General features: G+C 66.1%; 16 protein-coding genes. 4 read left to right on the top strand and 12 right to left on the bottom strand.

All coding sequences use genetic code 11. The features are described 5' to 3' along the window. Positions 1-11: 11 nt before the first annotated feature. From DSD28_RS08145 to DSD28_RS08090, 12 genes are all read right to left on the bottom strand, one after another. On the bottom strand, positions 12-800 hold the full coding sequence (locus DSD28_RS08145; RefSeq protein ID WP_119255876.1) for an ABC transporter permease: 789 nt from the start codon (positions 798-800) through the stop codon (positions 12-14). Positions 801-809: 9 nt separating this feature from the next. Then, positions 810-1,679, bottom strand: a complete 870-nt coding sequence (locus tag DSD28_RS08140; RefSeq protein ID WP_119255875.1) for an ABC transporter permease — start codon at positions 1,677-1,679, stop codon at positions 810-812. Beyond that, entirely contained in the window at positions 1,676-2,767 is a 1,092-nt protein-coding gene (locus DSD28_RS08135) for an ABC transporter ATP-binding protein (protein ID WP_119255874.1), read from the bottom strand. The genes DSD28_RS08140 and DSD28_RS08135 overlap by 4 nt, the downstream gene beginning before the upstream one ends. Before the next feature lie 77 nt (positions 2,768-2,844). Further along, entirely contained in the window at positions 2,845-3,903 is a 1,059-nt protein-coding gene (locus tag DSD28_RS08130) for an ABC transporter substrate-binding protein (RefSeq protein WP_119255873.1), read from the bottom strand. Positions 3,904-3,931: 28 nt separating this feature from the next. Then, positions 3,932-5,332, bottom strand: coding sequence for a sigma 54-interacting transcriptional regulator (locus tag DSD28_RS08125; protein WP_119255872.1), 1,401 nt, complete (start codon positions 5,330-5,332; stop codon positions 3,932-3,934). Then, entirely contained in the window at positions 5,329-6,498 is a 1,170-nt protein-coding gene (locus DSD28_RS08120) for a PAS domain-containing protein (RefSeq protein ID WP_119255871.1), read from the bottom strand. The genes DSD28_RS08125 and DSD28_RS08120 overlap by 4 nt, the downstream gene beginning before the upstream one ends. Positions 6,499-6,783: 285 nt before the next feature. Continuing rightward, positions 6,784-7,554: a MurR/RpiR family transcriptional regulator gene (locus DSD28_RS08115; protein WP_119255870.1), complete on the bottom strand. Its 771-nt coding sequence runs from the start codon at positions 7,552-7,554 to the stop codon at positions 6,784-6,786. A 40-nt stretch (positions 7,555-7,594) separates the two neighbouring features. Next, positions 7,595-8,452 (bottom strand): inositol monophosphatase family protein, encoded by an 858-nt coding sequence (locus DSD28_RS08110; protein ID WP_119255869.1) that lies wholly within the window; start codon positions 8,450-8,452, stop codon positions 7,595-7,597. Beyond that, entirely contained in the window at positions 8,449-9,546 is a 1,098-nt protein-coding gene (locus tag DSD28_RS08105) for an ABC transporter ATP-binding protein (RefSeq protein WP_119255868.1), read from the bottom strand. The genes DSD28_RS08110 and DSD28_RS08105 overlap by 4 nt, the downstream gene beginning before the upstream one ends. Before the next feature lie 5 nt (positions 9,547-9,551). Further along, on the bottom strand, positions 9,552-11,234 hold the full coding sequence (locus DSD28_RS08100) for an ABC transporter permease (RefSeq protein ID WP_119255867.1): 1,683 nt from the start codon (positions 11,232-11,234) through the stop codon (positions 9,552-9,554). A 124-nt stretch (positions 11,235-11,358) separates the two neighbouring features. Further along, positions 11,359-12,378 carry an ABC transporter substrate-binding protein gene (locus DSD28_RS08095; RefSeq protein WP_119255866.1) on the bottom strand — a complete coding sequence of 340 codons (1,020 nt, stop codon included), beginning with the start codon at positions 12,376-12,378 and terminating at the stop codon, positions 11,359-11,361. A gap of 175 nt (positions 12,379-12,553) precedes the next feature. Next, on the bottom strand, positions 12,554-13,345 hold the full coding sequence (locus DSD28_RS08090; protein ID WP_119255865.1) for a DeoR/GlpR family DNA-binding transcription regulator: 792 nt from the start codon (positions 13,343-13,345) through the stop codon (positions 12,554-12,556). Between the two features lie 265 nt (positions 13,346-13,610). Here DSD28_RS08090 and DSD28_RS08085 point away from each other — a divergent pair, with 265 nt between their 5' ends. From DSD28_RS08085 to DSD28_RS08070, 4 genes are read left to right on the top strand one after another with little or no spacing between them, the layout of a single operon-like run. After that, positions 13,611-14,429 (top strand): inositol monophosphatase family protein, encoded by an 819-nt coding sequence (locus DSD28_RS08085; RefSeq protein WP_119255864.1) that lies wholly within the window; start codon positions 13,611-13,613, stop codon positions 14,427-14,429. A gap of 25 nt (positions 14,430-14,454) precedes the next feature. Then, positions 14,455-15,516: an ABC transporter ATP-binding protein gene (locus DSD28_RS08080; RefSeq protein ID WP_119255863.1), complete on the top strand. Its 1,062-nt coding sequence runs from the start codon at positions 14,455-14,457 to the stop codon at positions 15,514-15,516. Continuing rightward, the gene (locus DSD28_RS08075; RefSeq protein ID WP_119255862.1) at positions 15,513-17,153 is read left to right on the top strand and encodes an ABC transporter permease; all 1,641 of its coding nucleotides are present in this window, start codon (positions 15,513-15,515) and stop codon (positions 17,151-17,153) included. Before DSD28_RS08080 ends, DSD28_RS08075 begins: the two co-directional genes overlap by 4 nt. Before the next feature lie 32 nt (positions 17,154-17,185). Beyond that, positions 17,186-18,163 (top strand): ABC transporter substrate-binding protein, encoded by a 978-nt coding sequence (locus tag DSD28_RS08070; protein ID WP_162911296.1) that lies wholly within the window; start codon positions 17,186-17,188, stop codon positions 18,161-18,163. Positions 18,164-18,179: the final 16 nt, after the last annotated feature.

Here is an 18,179-nt window from a genome sequence, read left to right as displayed (position 1 = left end):
CCTTCCATGGATCAGGATTGGTAGCGGTCGCGCAGGAGCGTGACCGAGAGGACGATGAGGACGAAGGACACGGCGACGATCACCGTACCGATGGCGTTGATTTCCGGCGTGATGCCGCGCCGGAGCGTCGAATAGATGTAGATCGGCAGCGTCACCTCGCGGCCCGTCAGGAAATAGGTGACGGGGATTTCGTCGAAGGACAGCGTGAAGCACAGGAGCGCCGAGCCGAGGATGGCGCTGCGGATGCCCGGCAGCGTGACATTGCGGAAGGTCTCGAAGGGTGTTGCGCCGAGATCGGCGGAGGCTTCGAACTGGCGGCGGTTGATCTTGGCGAGCCGCGCCATGACCTGCGAGACGACGACGCCGAGCAGCGCCGTCGCATGGCCGATCACCACCGCCGTCAGGCTCTGCGGAATGCCGATCTGCTTGTAGAAGTTCAGCATGGCGATGCCGGTGACGATGCCGGGCAGGCTGAGGGGCAGGAGGATGACGTTCTGGAACAGCCGCTTGCCGCGAAAGTCGTAGCGGTCGAGCGCGAGCGCCGCCGTCACGCCGATGACGACGGAGAGCGCCGTCGCGAAGAGCGCGACCCACAGGCTGTTGGCGAGCGCCCGCAGCATCTGGCCGTTGGCGAGGAAGGCCTCGTACCAGTGCAGCGTGAAGCCGGAAAGCGGGAAGGACGTCACCTTGCTGTCGTTGAAGGAGAACATCACGAGGATGACGATCGGCAGGTAGAGGAAGGCGAGCACGCCGAGGCTGACGCCCACCATGCCCTTCTGCCACCATCTCAAGCGCAGCATGGCACCCTCCTAGGAAAGATCGACCCGGCCGGCCCGGTCGAGGCGGCTGGAGAGTTGCAGGAGGATCAGCACCAGCGCGAGCACGAGGGTCGCGAGCGCCGATCCGAGCGGCCAGTTGAGTGCGGCGCCGAACTGCGTCTGCAGGAGGTTCGCCACCATCGTCCCGTCCGGCCCGCCGACAAGCACGGGTGCGACGAAATCGCCGAAGGACAGGCAGAAGGTCATGGTCGCGCCGGCCACGACCCCGCCGAGCGACAACGGGAAGATCACCCGCCAGAAGGTCATGAACGGGCCGACGCCAAGGTCTTCCGAGGCCTCGATCAGGCGGCGCGGAATGTTGTCGAGCACCGCGAAGAGCGGCATGACCATGAAGGGCACGAAGATATAGACCAGCGTCACCACCATGGCGGTCTGGTTGTAGAGAAAGATGTCGAGCGGCGCCGAGACGATGCCGGTGGAGACCAGCAGCGAATTCAGCGCGCCGTCCGTGCCGAGGATGATCTTCCACGTATAGGCGCGCAGCAGGTAGGACACCCAGAGCGGCACGATCACCGACATGTAGAGAAGGTTGCGCAGCGCACGCGAGCGGACGGTGAAGACGAGGAAATAGGCGAGCGGATAGCCGAGCAGCAGCGAGAAGAGCGTGACGCTGGCGGCGATCTTCAGCGTGCGCAGGATGACGGTGGTATATTGCGGGTCGGCGGCGATCTGTGCGTAGTTGCCGAACTGGAAATCCGGATAGAATAGCGGGAACTGTCGCGACCAGAAGCCCACCGAGATCATGATCGCATAGGGCACGACCATCAGCAGCAGGACCCAGAAGAGCGGCAGCGAGAACAGAGCGGCAAAGCCGGGGAAGGTGCGGCGGGTGAGGTTCATCGCCCGGCCTCCGCTTCGAAGACCAATACGTCGGCGGGGTCGATACCGATCGTCACGCGGTCGCCGGGCGCAAGCTCCGCCGGGACGGCCGTGCGAGGAAGCTCCGCGAAGATCGGTCTTGTGGTCCCTTCGGGCATGAGCTCGACCCGCAGCCGGTCGCCGTGGAACAGGCGCTCCATGATGGTGCAGGTAAGCGTATTTTCTGCCCCGGCCGCCGTGACATGCAGGTGCTCGGCGCGAAGGCCGAGGCTGGCATGGCGGCCGGCGGCAAGGCAGGCGGCTTCGCCGCGCCGGCTGTGCAGCACCTGGCCGCCCGCAAGCCGGAAAGCGCCGCCGCCGAGGGCCTCGGCATCCGCCAGGTTCGCCCCGCCGATGAAATCCGCGACATAGGGGCTGGCGGGACGGTCGTAGAGATCCGTCGGCGAGCCGACCTGCGCGATGCGGCCCTCTCTCATGACGACGATGCGGTCGGAGAGCGCCAGCGCCTCGTTCTGGTCGTGGGTGACCATGAGGAAGGTGATGCCGAGCTCGCGGTGCAGGCGCTTCAGCTCCACCTGCATGCCCTCGCGCAGCTTCACGTCGAGCGCCGAAAGCGGCTCGTCGAGCAGCAGCACGCGCGGGCGGCGCACGATGGCGCGCGCCATCGCCACGCGCTGGCGCTGGCCGCCCGAGAGGGCGCCGGGCCGCATGCCGGCCTTGCCCTCCAGCCCGACCATGGCGAGCGCGTCGGCGACGCGCCTGTCCCGCTCGGCCTTCGCCACCCGGCCGGACTTCACCGAAAGGCCGTAGCCGATATTATCCGCCACGCTCATATGCGGAAAAAGCGCATAGTCCTGGAAGACCGTGTTGACCGGCCGGCGATAGGGCGGGCTGTCCGTCACGTCCTGTCCGGCAATGGCGATGCGGCCCGCGCTCGCCTGCTCGAAGCCGCCGATCAGCCTGAGCGTCGTCGTCTTGCCGCAGCCCGATGGGCCGAGCAGGGTCACGAACTCGCCCTCGGCAATCGCAAGGTCGGTCTCCTGAAGGGCGAGGAATGCGCCATATCGTTTCGCAACGCCGTCGAGCGTTACAATCGGGTTGGAGGTCATCGGATCCCCGTGTCTGTTGAAATGTCTCGCGTGGGTGTCGGGAAGCGCCGCCTTCCGGGGCGCTTCCCGCCGGGGCCTTACGGCGCGGCCTTCACGGCGTTCCAGGTTTCCAGATACTTGTCGAGGCGGACGGGCTGCTGCCACATGACGAGGCTCTTGACGAACTCGACATTGTCGACCTGGCGCTCCTTCTTCATCTGGTCATCCATGCAGCCCTGCACGGCCTTCGGATTGACCGGGAAATAGCCGGTGGACTGGGCGATGCCGCACTGACCCTCGGGCGACTGCATGAAGCTCATGAACTTGTAGGCGCATTCCTCGTTCGGCGAGTCCTTCACCAGCATCATGGAGTCCATCCAGCCCTCGGCCTTTTCCTTCGGCGTGAACTCGACGACCTCGAAGCCCTTCTTGAGGTTGTTGACGTCCTTGCTGGTCAGGCCCGTCCAGGCGTTGGAGACATAGACCTCCTGGTTGGCCATCAGTTCGGTCAGTTCGCCCGCCGAGGCCCAGTATTTGCGGATCAGCGCCTTCTGCTCGATGAGCTTGGCCTTCACGGCTTCCAGCTGCTCGTCGGTGAGGTCGAAGATGTTGTCGTAGCCGAGATAGCGCGCCGTCCAGTAGAGCGCCGACTTGTCGTCCCAGAGCGAGACCTTGCCCTTGAGCGCGGGATCGAACAGGACGGAGATGGAATCCGGCTTGGTGGCCAGCTTGTCGGGACGGTAGATCAGTGAGACGGAGCCCCAGATCAGTGGCACGGCCCAGGTCTCGCCATCGGCCACCACGTCGCTCTGCTTGGAGAATTCCGGATAGATGCCGTCGAAGCCTTCCACCCTGGCCGTGTCGATCGGCGCGACGAAGCCGGCCTGCCGCATCATCGGCACGGTATCGAGCGAGGGGCTGATGATGTCGTAGACGCCGCCGCCTGCGGCGAGCTTGGCGGCGAAGTCGTCGTTCGAACCGACATAGGAGGCCGTCACCTTGCAGTCCGAGGCGGCCTCGAACTTGGAGATGAAGCCGTCAACCGCGTAACCCTCCCAGGTCAGGTAGTTGAGCTCGCCGGCCTTCGCGACGAGGGTCTGTGGGATGAGGCTTGCGGCGGCAAGGGCGAGAATTGCGGATCTGCGCAGTAGAGACATGTTTGTTCCCCTTCATGTCTTTGGTTGGTCATTTCGCCCGCTTTGTCTTTCGGACGAGGGTGGCGATATCGATTCCGAGCGCCTTGGCGGCGCCTCTCTTGCTTCCATGCTCTGCGATGGATTTTTCCAGGACCCAACTTTCGAAGGCCTGCATCAGGTCCCGGAAGCTCTGCGGCGATGTCTCCCCATCGCCGACCGGTTGGGCAGGGGTAGGCCGTGACGAAGCCCCCTCGGCGACGATGAAATGCTCGGCGAGCGCCATGTCCTCGGCGCTCGCCGCGGCGCGCTCGAGGATATTCGTCAGCTCCCGCACATTGCCGGGAAAGGCATAGGCGGAAAGCCGCTTGCTGAAGGCCGCGGAAAGCTGCAGCGTCGGCGTGCGGCCGGCATTGAGCCGCCGCAGCACGTTCTCGGTCAGCGCGTCGACCAGTTCCGGCTGGTCCCGCAGCGCCGGCAGCTCCAGCGTCACGACGGCGATGCGGTAATAGAGGTCGCGGCGGAAGGCGCCGCTCCCGATCAGGTCCGGCAGGTCGGCATTGGTGGCGGTGATGAGGCTGATGCGCGCCTTGCGCCGCTGCATCGAGCCGAGGCGGCTGAAGGTCTGGCTTTCGAGGAAGGCGACGAGCTTCATCTGCGAGACGGGCGAAAGGTCCGTCACCTGGTCGAGGAAGAGCGTGCCGCCGTCGGCCGCCTCCACGAAGCCGAGCTTGCCGCGCGTCGAGGTGTCGAGCGACGAGCCCGGCTCGATGCCGAACATCTCCGCGTCGAACTGCGCGTCGCTCAGCATGCCGCAATTGACGTGGACGAAGGGCGGCGCATCGGAGGCGCCGGCCTTGCCGATGAAGCGGGCAAGCTCCGTCTTGCCCGTGCCGGTCTCGCCGGTCAGGAGCACGGCGCTGCCGCGCTCGATGGCGGTCGCGGCCCGGCGCGCAATGGTGCCGAGGCGCGGCGTGAGCACGGGGCCACCGCCGCCGGCGGCCGGCAGTGGCTCGGCCTCGAAGCGGAAATGATCGCTGCGCTCGTAGCCGCGGCTGTGCCGCCCGGTCTCGCGCATCGTCAGCAGCGCGCCATAGGCGCCGCCGTCGGGCGTGCGCAGGATGCCGATGGAGGCGGTGACGTTGCGCTGCGAATTGAGCGTGCCGGAAACCTCGGTGCGCTTGAGCTGCCGCAGGGCGCTCGCGAGCTTCTGGACGAGGGGGCCGGCCGTCTTGGCATGTTTCGCCAGATCCGAGCCGACGAGGTCGCCGCGCGCGAGGTTCAGCAGCAGTTCGAGCTTGCCGTTGACCAGCTTGATGGTGCCGTCGGTCTCCAGCAGCGCCACGCCGTCGGGGAAGGCTTCGAGGAAGGCGCCGAACTGCGGCTCGTCGATGAAGGAGGGACGCAGGCGCCGCTGGCCGGATGTGGTGAGGTCGTTGGCGTAGAATTTCACGATGCGGCCTCCTGCAGAAGGCCGCGCGTCCTGCGGCGGCTCTTGCGCCGGGCGGTCAGCACGTAGCGGCGCATCTCGCCCTCGATGCGCGCGGCGCGGAAGCGCCAGACGTCACGGCTGGCATCAGCGGCGATGACGGCAAGGTCGCATTCGCCGTCGCTGTCCTCGCCGGCAAGGGCCGCCTGCCGGAGCTTGTCGAGCGCGTTGCGCGTTTCGATGAACTGCTGCAGCGGCCGGCCGAGCACCTGCTCGGCGGTCCGCCCCCAGACGCTCTCCGCCGCCGGGTTGGTCGCCAGCAGAAGGCCGTCCTCGGAGATGACGAGGATCGGGTCCGGCGCGGCGCTCAGGATGTCCTGCATCGTGTCCGCCCGGTCGGCAAGCTGCTGCTCGCGCTGGCGGTGCGCGCCGATATCGCGCGTCGTGCCCCATAGGCGCACGAGGAAACCATCCTTGATCGCGGCGCGGAAATCGTTCTCCACGAGCATTTCGCTGTCGTCATGCCGGCGGTCGACGGCGGCGGCGCGGTCGAGGCGGTAGCCGGAGCGCACGAGGTCGCGCACCATGCGGCGGTTGATCTCGGTCGCCGGGAAATAGCGCGAGACCGGCTGGATATTGAAATCGAGCCCTTCGGGCACCCGGTAGAGCCGGGCCATCGCCTCGTTGCAGGCGCGCCAGCGGCTCTGGTTGGAGAAGATGCGCTCGACGATCTCGTCCTCGGCGAGCGCCGTGTCGACCGGCTCGAGGAATTCGATGCACCAGCACGCTTCCGTCGCCGCGCCGATCATCTGCGAAAGGATTTCCACCCGCTCGGCAAGCTCCGGCCCGATGCCGAGCACGCTTTCCGGCAAGGGCTGCTTGATGACGGCGAGCCCGCGGCCCGGATCGGAGACCACGGTGGCGATCATGGGGATTTCGCTATATTGCGGCGAATTCACCCAGACGGCGAGCCCGGACACGAACGGCTGGCCGTCGCGGGCGACGCCGCGCAGCATCTGCGCTGAGGTGCTGCTGTAGATGCGCTCCAGCGGCACGCTTTCGCCCTGCTGTAACGCGATGGCGAGCTCGCGCGCCTCCATCGCGTTGACGGCGCAGATGCGGCCGTCATGGTCGATCCAGTCGACCAGCAGGGCGTCGAGATTGGCGGTGCCCGGTACGTGTACTTTCATTCCCCATTCCGATCCGAATGGCGATCCCCTTCATGGGGATCTGCACCAGAAGACATGCGCAATCCCGCCACAATCGCAGGCGGAAGCAAGCCCTATTCGGAAGGAAGGCATGAAAACGCGCCGGAACGCCGCCCGGGATGCGCAAAATCGCATCACGTGCTGCGATGATGCGCAACAAAACGATCCAGGAGAGCCGCCGCGTCGGTTTTTAACCGATCGAGCACGCACGAAGGACGACGGGCGTCCTTCGTGCCGCCGATGATTTTTCGATGGTTGGCAGTCCGCCTAGGTCCGGGCCAGCAGCGTGAACAGCACGTCGAGGAGGACGTACATCGAGGCGCGGCCGGTCGGCACGATGAGGGGGTGGCTGGCGGCGCGATAGGCGTTTAGGTTGATGTTCTCGTCGGCGAGCGAGGCGACGACGGAGCCGCCGGGCGCTATGGAAAGGATCCGCGCGCCGGCCTTCTTGGCGATTTCCATATTGGCGATGAGATAGCTCGTGCGGCCCGAGAAGGAGAGCACGAAGAGCACGTCCTGCGATGTAAGGCGCGGGGCGGATACCATCTGGAGCGTCGGGTCGGCATAGGCGACGCTCGCCATGCCGAGCGAGGCGAGCCGGTGCTGCGCCTCGCTGGCGAGAAAGCCGGACCCGCCATAGCCGTAGACATCGATGCGCCGCGCGGCGGCGAGCATGTCGACCGCGCGGCGCAAGCCGTCGAGATCGAGGTCGAGCCGGGCTTCCCGCAGGGATTCGACCGCACGGTTGAAGATGTCGTCGACGAGGCCGGTGAACGGGTCGTCGCCGTTTTCCGCCGGGCTCGCCGGCGCCTGGCGCACGGCCAGTTGCTGGGCGAGCTTCAGGCGAAAATCCGGAAAGCCGTCGCAATCGAGCCGCCGGCAGAAGCGGATGATCGAAGGCTCGCTGACCTTGGCGATCCGCGCCGCATCGGTGATCGACCATGTGATGGCCGTGCTCGGCGTATCGAGGATCGCCTCGGCGATCCTGCGTTCGGCGGGCGTGAATTGCGACAGGGATTGCCTGATCAGATCGAGCATGGACCCCTTCGTTCCGGCATCGGCTTCTCTCGCGCCAAGGTTACAACGTGCCGTCGGCAATCAGCTTCGACAGGCAGGACGATTGATAGTCAAAACCGGACTGCGCCACAACGAGCCTTTTGACGGAACCGAGCGTGTCTTCCCGCGGCTCGACGATGCGGCCTTCCGCGTCGCGGGCATGGACCTCACCGCCCACCGCCTGGACGAGCTGGATGCCGGCCGCAATGTCCCAGGCGCTGAACTTGGATTCGTAGGCGATGGCGACGCGGCCGACGGCAACATAGGCAAGGTGCAGGGCGCAGGAGCCGAGGCGGCGCACGGCCCGGAACGAATTGACGAGGTCGGCATGGGCCTCCTGCGCCGCGCGGGAGGGGCGCTCGCCCTCGTAGGGCGCGTTGGTCAGCACTTCGACCTCCCGGTCGCTGCGCCCGCGCAGGAAATGCGGGACGGCGGCCCCGTTGAGCGTCAGCCGCCCCCGGTCCGCCACGAACATTTCGTCGCGCACCGGATCGTAGACGACGCCGCAGACCGGCTCGCCCCTGTGATAGGCGGCGATGGAGACGCAGAAGAAGGGCAGGCCCGAGGCGAAGTTGCTGGTGCCGTCGATCGGGTCGATGATCCAGGTCGTGTCGCCTTCGCCCTGCCAGCCGCCTTCCTCGCCGAGGATGCGGGAGGCGGGAATGCGCGACCAGATCGCGTCGCAGGCGGCGCGCTCGGCGGCCTTGTCGGAGGCCGTCACGATATCGAAGAAACCGGCCTTCTGCTGGGTCGCGAGGCTTTCCGGGCTGGCATCGACGAAGCCCCGGTGCGCCACCGCGCCGGCGGCGCGCGCGGCCTCGCAGGCGACGGTCGCGATGAGGTCCCTGATATCGTTGGTGATCGGTTTGGAGAGGGTCATGCTGCTTTTTCCAATGCGGCTGCTTCATTTTCCGGCAGGATCCAGACCGGCCGGCTGTCGATGGAGAGTTTCAGGGTCTGGCCGACCTCGGCGACGCCGGACTTGTAATAGTCCGTGTCGAGGAAGACGCATTCCTGGCCTTCGAGATCGGTGAGATATTCGACATAGGCGCCCTGGAAGACGACGCGGCGCACCTTCGCCTCCATCGTGCCTTCGGCATCGACGCGGATGTGCTCCGGCCGCACCACGCAGCGAACCTCCTGGCCGACCTTGAAAGCACGGTTGCCGCGGGCGAGCGTGAAGGCGACCGTCGAGGCGATGCGCACGCGCACCGTCGCTTCATCGACCGCCTCGACCTTGCCGTGGAGAATGTTCGCCTTGCCCATGAACTCGGCGACGAAGCCGGTGCCGGGGCGCGAATAGACGTTGAGCGGCGAATCGTCCTGCTCGATCACGCCGTTGCGCATGACGACCACGCGGTCGGAGATCGCCATGGCCTCGCTCTGGTCGTGGGTGACGTAGAGGCTGGTGATGCCGAGGCGGAGCTGGATCGCGCGCAGCTCGTCGCGCATGCGCTCGCGAAGCTGGGCATCGAGGTTGGAGAGCGGCTCGTCGAAGAGCAGCACCTTCGGCTGGGTGACGACGGCGCGGGCGAGCGCCACGCGCTGCTGCTGGCCGCCGGAAAGCCGCGAGGGCGAGCGGTCGGCATATTGGGCGAGCGCCATGGTCTCGAGCATGGTGTCGACGCGCTCCTTCATCTCGGCCTTCGGCAGGCTGAGCAGGCGCACGCCGTATTCGACGTTCTCGCGCACCGTCATGTGCGGGAAGAGGGCGTAGCTCTGGAAGACCATGCCGACATTGCGGGCATTGACCGGTACGTTGGTGACGTCGCGGCCGCCGATGGTGATCGTGCCGTCGGACGGCGTCTCGAAGCCGGCGAGCATGCGCAGCGTCGTCGTCTTGCCGCAGCCGGAGGGGCCGAGCAGGGTGACGAGCGTGCCTTCCTCGATGGTGAGGTTCAGCTTGTCGACGGCGGTGGCGCCGGCGGCACCGGGAAAGCGCTTGGTGATATTGGAGAAGACGACTTTCGACATGGGGCTTACCTCTTCGATGCCGAATTGAGAACGAGCTGCATGACCGCCAGGATGGCGAGCACGACGAAGACGAGGATGCTGCAATAGGCCGCCGCGACGCCGAGCTTCAGCGTTTCCACCTGCGAGAGGATGGTGACGGTGATCAGCGTCCAGTTGGCCGAGACGAGGAAGATCACCGCCGACAGCGTCGTCAGCGAACGGGTGAGGGCGTAAGACAACGAGGTGAACAGCGCGGGCTTCAGCAGCGGCAGCGTGACCTGGAAGAAGGTGCGCGTGTTCGAGGCGCCGAGGATGGTGGAGGCCTCCTCGATCGACTTGTCGATCTGGCGCAGCTGGTTGGAACCGGCCTCGATGCCGACCTGCAGGTTCTTCACCACCATCGCGGCGACGACGATGAAGGCGGTGCCGGTCAGAAGCAGCGGCGCGGCGTTGAACGTGCTGACATAGCCGATGCCGAGGATGGTGCCGGGCGCGGCGAAGGAGAGCAGCGTCGCCCAGCGCAAGAGGAAGCTGCCCGGAAACGCCTTGCGGATCAGGAGATAGGCGATCAGCATGCCGGCGACGGCGGTGACCGGGGTCGCGATGCCGGCGAGCAGCAGCGAGTTGGTGAGCGTCTGGAAGCCGGCGGTGAAGACGGTGGCGTAGTGGTCCAGCGTCAGCGTGTTGTTGACGCCGGGCAGCTTGGTGAAGGAGACGTAGACCACCGTCAGGTAGAAGAGCAGGATGGCGAAGACGATGGCGTAGCAACCGAGCGCCAGCGGCACGACCACGCCGCCGGAGATGCGGATCGTCTGGGCGGAGGGCTTGCCGGTCACGGTCACATAGCTGCGCTTGCTCACCCAGTAGCGGTGGATGAGGAAGGCGGTCATGGACGGCACCAGCATAAGGCTTGCGAGCAGCGCGCCGGCCTGCAGGTTGAAATAGCCGACCATCTGCGAATAGGCCTCGACGGCGAGCGTGTTGTAGTTGCCGCCGATCAGCATCGGATTGCCGAAATCCTCGACCGACTTGACGAAGACGAGCAGCGTCGAGGAGAGAATCGCCGGGGTGACGAGCGGCAGCGTGACGCGCGAAAAGGTCGTCCAGCGCGAAGCGCCGAGCGAGGCGGAGGCATCCTCCAGCGCCGTGTCGATGGATTGCAGCATGCCGCGGATGTTGAGATAGGCGATGGGCGTGAAGGCCAGCGACTGGATCAGCACCAGGCTATGGAAGCCGTAGACATTGGCGTTGCGGATGCCGAGCAGCTCGCGGGTGATGAGGCCGGAGCGGCCGAACAGGATGACCACGGCCAGCGCCATGACGAAGGGCGGCGAGATGATCGGCAGCAGCGCCACGCCATGCACGAAGGTTTTCCCCGGCATGGTGGTGCGGGTCGCCGTGAAGGCGAGCAGGAAGCCGGCGGCGGTGGCGATGATCGCCGAGGTGGCGCCGAGCATCAGCGTGTTGGCGAAGGAGGTCCAGACGAAGGACTGGGACAGCGTGTCGACGAGCACGCCGAGATCGAACCCGCGGTCGGTGACGACGGCCTGCTTCATGACGACGAAGATCGGCAGCGCGGCGAAGACCAGCACGGAGAGCGTGACGAGGGCGAAGATGCCGAACAGCCACGGATCGACGACGATCTTGCGCAGGAATGCCGGCGACGTCCCGGCCCTTGCGGACGGGGCCGCTTGCGAAACGAGGGTCATTGGGGGCTCCTTGGGCAATTCCAGCAACGGCCTTCCGCTCGGAATCGCATGAGACAAAGGGGCGGAGCATTCCCGAGCCGGAGAAAGCCGGGAATGCTCCTGCCTGCTGTTGGGGCCTGCTGCCTTACTTGGCGTCGGCCTTGTGGCGCACGTCGTTCTCGTAGCGCTCCAGCAGGCGTGCGCGGTTCTCGCCGGCCCAGGTGAAGTCGTAGTCGATCATCTTCACGTTGGAGAGGTCGATCTTGGCTTCGGGGTTCTTGTAGCCCGGCACGATCGGACCGCGGAAAGTGGCGCCCATGGCGGCCTGGCCCTTTTCGGTCAGGATCCAGTCGAGGAAGGCGGCGGCGTCCCTGGCCTGTTCTTCCGGCGCATTGGCGATGGCGGCGGCGGCGTTCACCTCGAAGCCGGTGCCTTCCTCGGGGAAGGAGTAGCCGACCGGATAGCCCTGCGCGAGCGCCGCTTCGATGTCCTGCGTATAGGCCATGGCGAGCGCGATCTCGTTGTTGGCGACCATGCGCGAGGGGGCGACGCCCGAACGGGTATATTGCACCACGTTCTTGTCGATCTCCTTCATCAGCTCGAAAGCCGGCTCCTCGCCGTCGAGCTGGACCATGGAGGCGAGCGCGACATAGGCCGTGCCCGAGGATGCCGGGTGGGCGAGGGCGACGCTGTCCTTGAAGACCGGATCGGCGAAGGACTTCCAGCTCGTCGGCGGCTTGGCGCCGATCTCGTCGAGAACCTGCTGGCTGTAGGCGAAGACGATTGGCGACAGCGAGATCGGCGTCCAGCGGCCTTCCTTGTCTGTGTAGCGCGGGTCGACCTTGTCGATGCCGGCGGCCTTGTGCGGGGCGAGCAGGTCTTCGGACGCGGCCTGGATGAAGTTGTCGGCAGCGCCCGCGAGCCAGAGGCCCGCCTGCGGATTGGCCTTTTCCGCCCGGATGCGGGCGAGGATCTCGCCGGCGCCGATGCGCACGAACTGCGCCTCGATGCCGGTATCGTCCTTGAAGGCCTTCAGGACGGCGCCGCAATCGTCTTCCGACATCGGGCAATAGACGGTCATTCCCGCTGCCGCGGCGCCACCGGCCGTGAAGACATGCGAGCACAGGACTGCGAGCGCTGAAGCCAGCGCGAAACGGCGTTTCATTTTCGATTTCCTCCAGATGTGCGCCACGGCCCCTGCAAAAGCCATGGGGGCTTTCAGGTCTCACTCGCCGTGCGTGATCCTGGGTATAGTGAAGAAATCTACATTTATCAAAAGAAATGTAGATAAGCTACATTCCTTTTTCATCCTGTAACCCGGCCCGGAGATTCACAGCTTGTCATTCACCGGCGACGACGAGCCCCGGCACGGCGGCGGCGAGGGCCTCGAAGCCGGGCTTCTGGCGGGCCTTCGCATCCGTGATGAGATGGGCCATCTCGCCCGTCTCGCAGAACACCGAGCGGCTGACGACGCCCACCTTGGAATGGTCGGCGAGGATGATCGTCCGGCCGGAATTGCGCACCATGGCGCGGGCGATCTCGGCGCCGTGCAGGAAGTAGTTCATCGCGCCCATCGTGGCGTCGACACCCCAGGGGGCGAGCAGGGCGACATCGGCGCGGTAACGCTGGATGTCGTTGATCGTCGCCTCGCCATAGGTTTCCATCGGGTCCTGCTTCACGTTGCCGGCAAGCAGGATGACGCGGGTGCCGCGCGAAAGGTCGCCGGGCCGCTCCGTGAGCTGGCTGGCGACGTCGACCGAGTTGGTGAGGATGGTGAGATTGGTGAGCCCCGTGGGGCCGGCCAGCGCCTCGGCCATGGTGGAAGTGGTGGCGCCCGCATCCATGAAGATCGTCTGGCCGCTTTCGAGATAGCCGAGCGCCGTGGCGCAGATCGCGCGCTTCTCCTGCCGGCGCAGGGTGATGCGCACGCCGAAGGTCGTGTCCTCGCGCGCCACCATGGGAACCGCCCCGCCGCGCACGCGCTTCAGTTCGCCCGCGACCTCCATGTCCATGAGGTCGCGGCGGATCGTTTCGCGCGAGACGCCGAAATCCTCGACGATGCGGTCGATCGACACCTGGCCGTAGGCGGCGAGCAGCGAACGGATTTTCTGTTGACGCTCTTCCTGCCACATGCCGGAGCCCTCCCTTGCTGCACATATTGATAGGCGATGCCCATCTTTGCCACAAGCGCCATATCGCTTGCCGCATAAAAACTCACTTTGCCAACTAAAACACATATTGCCACATTGGCGATTTGAATGTAGGAAGATCGCAGAGGCCGAAATGGCCTGCCCCATATCCATCAATCGGTCGGAACCCCATGGCCCGGCACGTCGATCCGCGTCCCAGGCGGGAACGATGGCGGCTGTCCGACAACCGGGAAAGTGTCGAAAGAGAATGACCAGCGCCGCCCTCATCGAAGAACAGCATGTGGCCTTCGCCGTGGAGCTGGCCGACGTCGCCCGCACTGTTCTGAGGGAAAACGGCATGGCGCGCGTCGACGTCTCGGTGAAGGCGGACCGCAGCCTCGTCACCGCCATGGACATCCTCATCGAGGACCGCCTTCGCGAGATGATCTCCGCCCGCTACCCCGCCCACGGCATCATCGGCGAGGAGCGCGACTGGGTGCGTCCCGGCAGCGATTACGTGTGGGTGCTCGATCCCATCGACGGCACGACCGCTTTCATCGCGGGCCTTCCCTATTACGGCACGCTGATCGCGCTTGCCGTCGGGGGCGTGCCGCGGCTCGGCATCATCGACATTCCGGCCATCGATTCCCGCTGGGTCGGCGCCGAGGGCCGGCAGACGACGCGCAACGGCAGTCCCATCCGCGTGCGGTCCTGCCCGGAGATCGGCCGGGCGATCATGACCAACAGCAACCAGGATTATTTCGCCCCTGCCGAGCGCCCCGCGCTCGACCGGCTGCGCGCGGTGACCGGCGCGCGCGCCTATGGCGGGGCAAGCCTCAATTACGGCCTTCTGGCCGACGGTCGCACGGACCTTGCCATCGACGGCGGCCAGAAGGTCTTCGACTTCGCGCCCTTCCGGCCGATCGTGGAAGGCGCGGGCGGCATCGTCACCGACTGGGCGGGCGCGCCGCTGACGCTCGAAAGCTCCGGCCAGTTGCTGGGGGCAGGGGACGCCGGGGTGCACCGCCAGGCGCTCGAACTCATCACGGACCTGAAGGCGGCCCCGGCCGCCCTTTCCGGCGCATAGGCTCAAAGACCAAAGAGGGGAAACCATGGGCATAGCGATTTCAAATCTCTCGGTGAAATACGGCGCGGAGACCGTCATTTCCGGCCTTTCCCTCGATATTCCCGAGGGCTGCTTCTTCACGCTGCTGGGCCCGTCCGGCTGCGGCAAGACCACGCTGCTGCGCACCATTGCCGGTTTCGCACCGGCAAGCGGCGGCCAGATCCGCTTCGGCGGCCGCGACGTCACCGAGCTGCCGCCGCACAAACGCGCCATCGGCATGGTGTTCCAGGATTACGCCCTCTTCCCCGACAAGACGGTCGCCGATAATGTCGCCTACGGTCTTCGCGCCCGCGGCGAAAAGGGCCCCGGCGTCGAGCAGAAGGTGAAGGCTGCGCTGGAGCGCGTCGGTCTCGGCCATGTTCTGTCGCGCCATCCGGCCGCCCTTTCCGGCGGCCAGCGCCAGCGCGTGGCGCTGGCCCGCGCCCTCGTCATCAAGCCGGCCGTGCTGCTGATGGACGAGCCGCTTTCCAACCTCGATGCCAAGCTGCGCGTGCAGATCCGCGAGACGATCATCGAGCTGCAGCGCGAGGCCAACATCACCACGGTCTTCGTGACGCACGACCAGGAGGAAGCCCTGTCCATGTCCGATCTCATCGGCGTGATGAACAAGGGCAAGGTCGAGCAGCTCGGCTCCCCGCAGCAGATCTATGCGACGCCGCGCACCGGCTATGTCGCCGATTTCGTCGGCGCGGCCAATCGCACCGAAGTTCCGGTCCGTCCCACTGCCTCCGGCCTTGTCGAGGTCGAAGTCGCCGGCACCCGCCTCGTGGCGACCGACGCGCTGGAAGGGCCGGCGGACAAGGGCCTTCTCGTCCTGCGGCCGGAAGACCTCGCGATTTCCGCGGCGCCCGTCGCCGGCCGGCAGTCGCTGCCCGCGACCGTCCGCGGCCGGCAATATCTCGGATCGCGCACCAGCTACAGCGTCGAATGCGCCGGCGGCCTCGTGCTCAATGCCGAGATGCACGGCGCGGGGCACGATGCCTTCCAGCCGGGCGCGGCCATCCACCTGGGCTTCGATCCCGCAGCCGCACGGGTGATCCGCGCATGAACCACTCGGCTTTCCGCACCCCCTGGCCCTGGCTTTCGGCCCTCGCGCTCGCCCTTCTCGGCGTCTTCGTGCTTTATCCGCTCCTCTATATCTTCACCGCGAGCTTTGTCGGCGAGGGCCGCTCGGGCTGGCTGCAGCTTCTGGAGGACTGGCAGAGCCTTTCGGCCATCGGCAACACGCTGCTGCTCGCCACCGTCGTCACGCTGTTCTCGACGCTGATCGGCGTGCCGCTCGCCTATGTCTCGGCGCGCTATCGCTTCCGCGGCAAGCTGTTCATCACGCTGCTGCCGCTCATCACGCTCGTCATCCCGGAAGTGGTGACGGCGCAGACCTGGCTGATGATCCTCGGCAACAACGGCGTCATCACCCGCTTCCTGAAGGGCTACGGCATCTTCATCCCGAGCTTCTACGGCTGGTTCGGCCTCATCACCTCGATGAGCTTCATCTACTACACCTATGTCTATATCGGCACGGTGGCGGCCATCGGGAAGTTCGACGCGCAACTGGAGGAGGCCGCCCAGAGCCTCGGCACCGCACCGGCCCGCTCGCGCATCCATGTCATGCTGCCGGTCATCCGGCCGGCGATCCTCGCTTCCGCGCTGCTCGTCTTCACCATGGTCATCGGCAATTTCGCCATCTCCACCATCCTGGGGCACAACGTGCGGCTGCTGTCGGTGGCGATCTACCAGGCGGCCGTGGCGGAGGGCGCAAGCAACCTCACCATGCAGAGCACGCTCGCCAGCATCTCCGTGCTGATCGTCATGGCCGTGCTGTTCCTCAACCGCCGCGTCATCGCGAGGGGCCGCTACGAGATCGTCCAGGGGAGAGGGGCCAGGCCGCAGCCGCTGAGGGGCGCGCAGGGCGTCCTCGTCAGCGGCGCGGCGGGCATCGTCGTCGCGATCTCGCTACTGCCGCTCGTGACCATCGCGGTCGGCGCCTTCACGGTCTCGCGCGGTCCCGTCATGCGCTGGGGCGAATGGACGCTCGACAACATGGCGCGCGTCTTCATCACGGCGCCCGGCCCGCTGGTCAACTCGATCCTCTATGCCGGCATCGCGACCGTCATCTCCGTCGCCTTCTCGACGCTGGTCAGCTATCTCGTCGTCAAGAAGCCGAACCTGATGACGCCGCTGATCGACTATGTCTCGGCCATTCCGCTGGCGCTGTCGGGCACGGTTCTCGGCGTCGGCCTGCTCGCCTCGTTCAACGGCGGCTTCCTGGCGCTGACGGGCACGTCGACGATCATCGTGCTCGCCTATGTCATCCGCCGCATGCCCTTCGGCATGCGCAACGGCCAGGCGATCCTGCACAATATCCCCAACTCCATCGAGGAGGCATCGATCAGCCTCGGCTCGCCGCCGTTCCGCACCTTCCTGCGCGTCGTGCTGCCGATGATGCTGCCGGCCGTCGCCTCGGCCGCGATCCTGACCTGGACGACGACGGTCTCGGAGCTTTCCGCCTCGCTGCTCGTCTATTCCGGCGGCCGCGAGACCCTGCCGATCCAGATCTTCCGGCTCATCGATTCCGGCCTCATGGCCTATGCCTCGGCCTATGGCCTGGTGCTCGTCGCCGTGATCCTCGTGCCGGTCGTCGTCGCCACCACCCTGTTCAAGGTCGACCTGTTCGCCTCGAAATGAAGCCCAGAACCAGAAGAAAGAGAGGAACTGCCATGAAGAAACTTGCCGCAACCACGCTCCTGCTCGCCGGCCTTGCCGCGGGCGCCGAAGCTGCCGACCCGGTTATCTACACCACCAATCCGGTGCCGGCCGTCGAAGCCGCGCAGGCCGTCATCAAGGACAAGGCCGGCCTGACGACGGGCATCATCACCGGCGGCAGCGGCGTGCTGCTGCGCCGCATCGAGGCGGAAAAGGCCGCCCCGCAGGGCGATGTCTTCTGGTCGTCCTCGGCCAACACGATGGGCGCCTTCAAGGACGTGCTGGAGCCCTATTCCTCGCCGGAGCTTTCCGCCGTTCCCGCGGATCTGCGCGTTGCCGACGACTATTTCCAGCCGGCGAACCTCCATGTCGTGACCGTGATGGTCAATACTGACCAGCTCGACGGCGCGCCCGCGCCCGCCGACTGGAAGGATCTTGCCGATCCCGCATGGAAGGGCCGCATCATCCTGCCCGATCCGGCAAATAGCTCGACCGGCTACACGATCGTCTGGGGTCTTTCCAAGCTCCTCGACGCGGAGACCTACAAGGCGCTCGTCGCAAACCTCGTCGTCTCCTCGTCGTCCTCGGCCGTGCCGAAGGGCGTCGCGATGGGCGAATATGCCGCCGGCATCACCTTCGAGACGAACAGCTACAGCTATGTGGATGGCGGCCAGACGGAGATCAGCATCGTCTATCCGTCGTCCGGCACTTTCACGACCCCGGAATATTCTGCTCTCGTCAAGGGCGCGCCGGCCGGCGACGATGCCAGGAAGGCCATCGACGCGCTGCTGTCCAAGGACTCGCAGATTGAGCTGCTGAAGGTCGCCTTCCGCCGCCCGAGCCGCACCGATATCAAGGTCTCCGACTACGTCAAGCTGCCGGAGCTTTCCTCGATCAAGGTCTTCAAGATCGATGAGGACGAGGCGGCGAAGAGCCGCGACGCCTTCCTCGCCGAATGGGCGGCCCTGCCGAAAGCCGGTTCGAGCGAATAACGGCCTCCCGCGCAGG

The organism is Shinella zoogloeoides, from assembly GCF_003574625.1.
In the GTDB taxonomy this organism is placed as follows: domain Bacteria; phylum Pseudomonadota; class Alphaproteobacteria; order Rhizobiales; family Rhizobiaceae; genus Shinella; species Shinella zoogloeoides_A.
The sequence above is the reverse complement of the archived record's forward strand: the minus strand, read 5'-3'. Positions and strand labels throughout refer to the sequence as shown.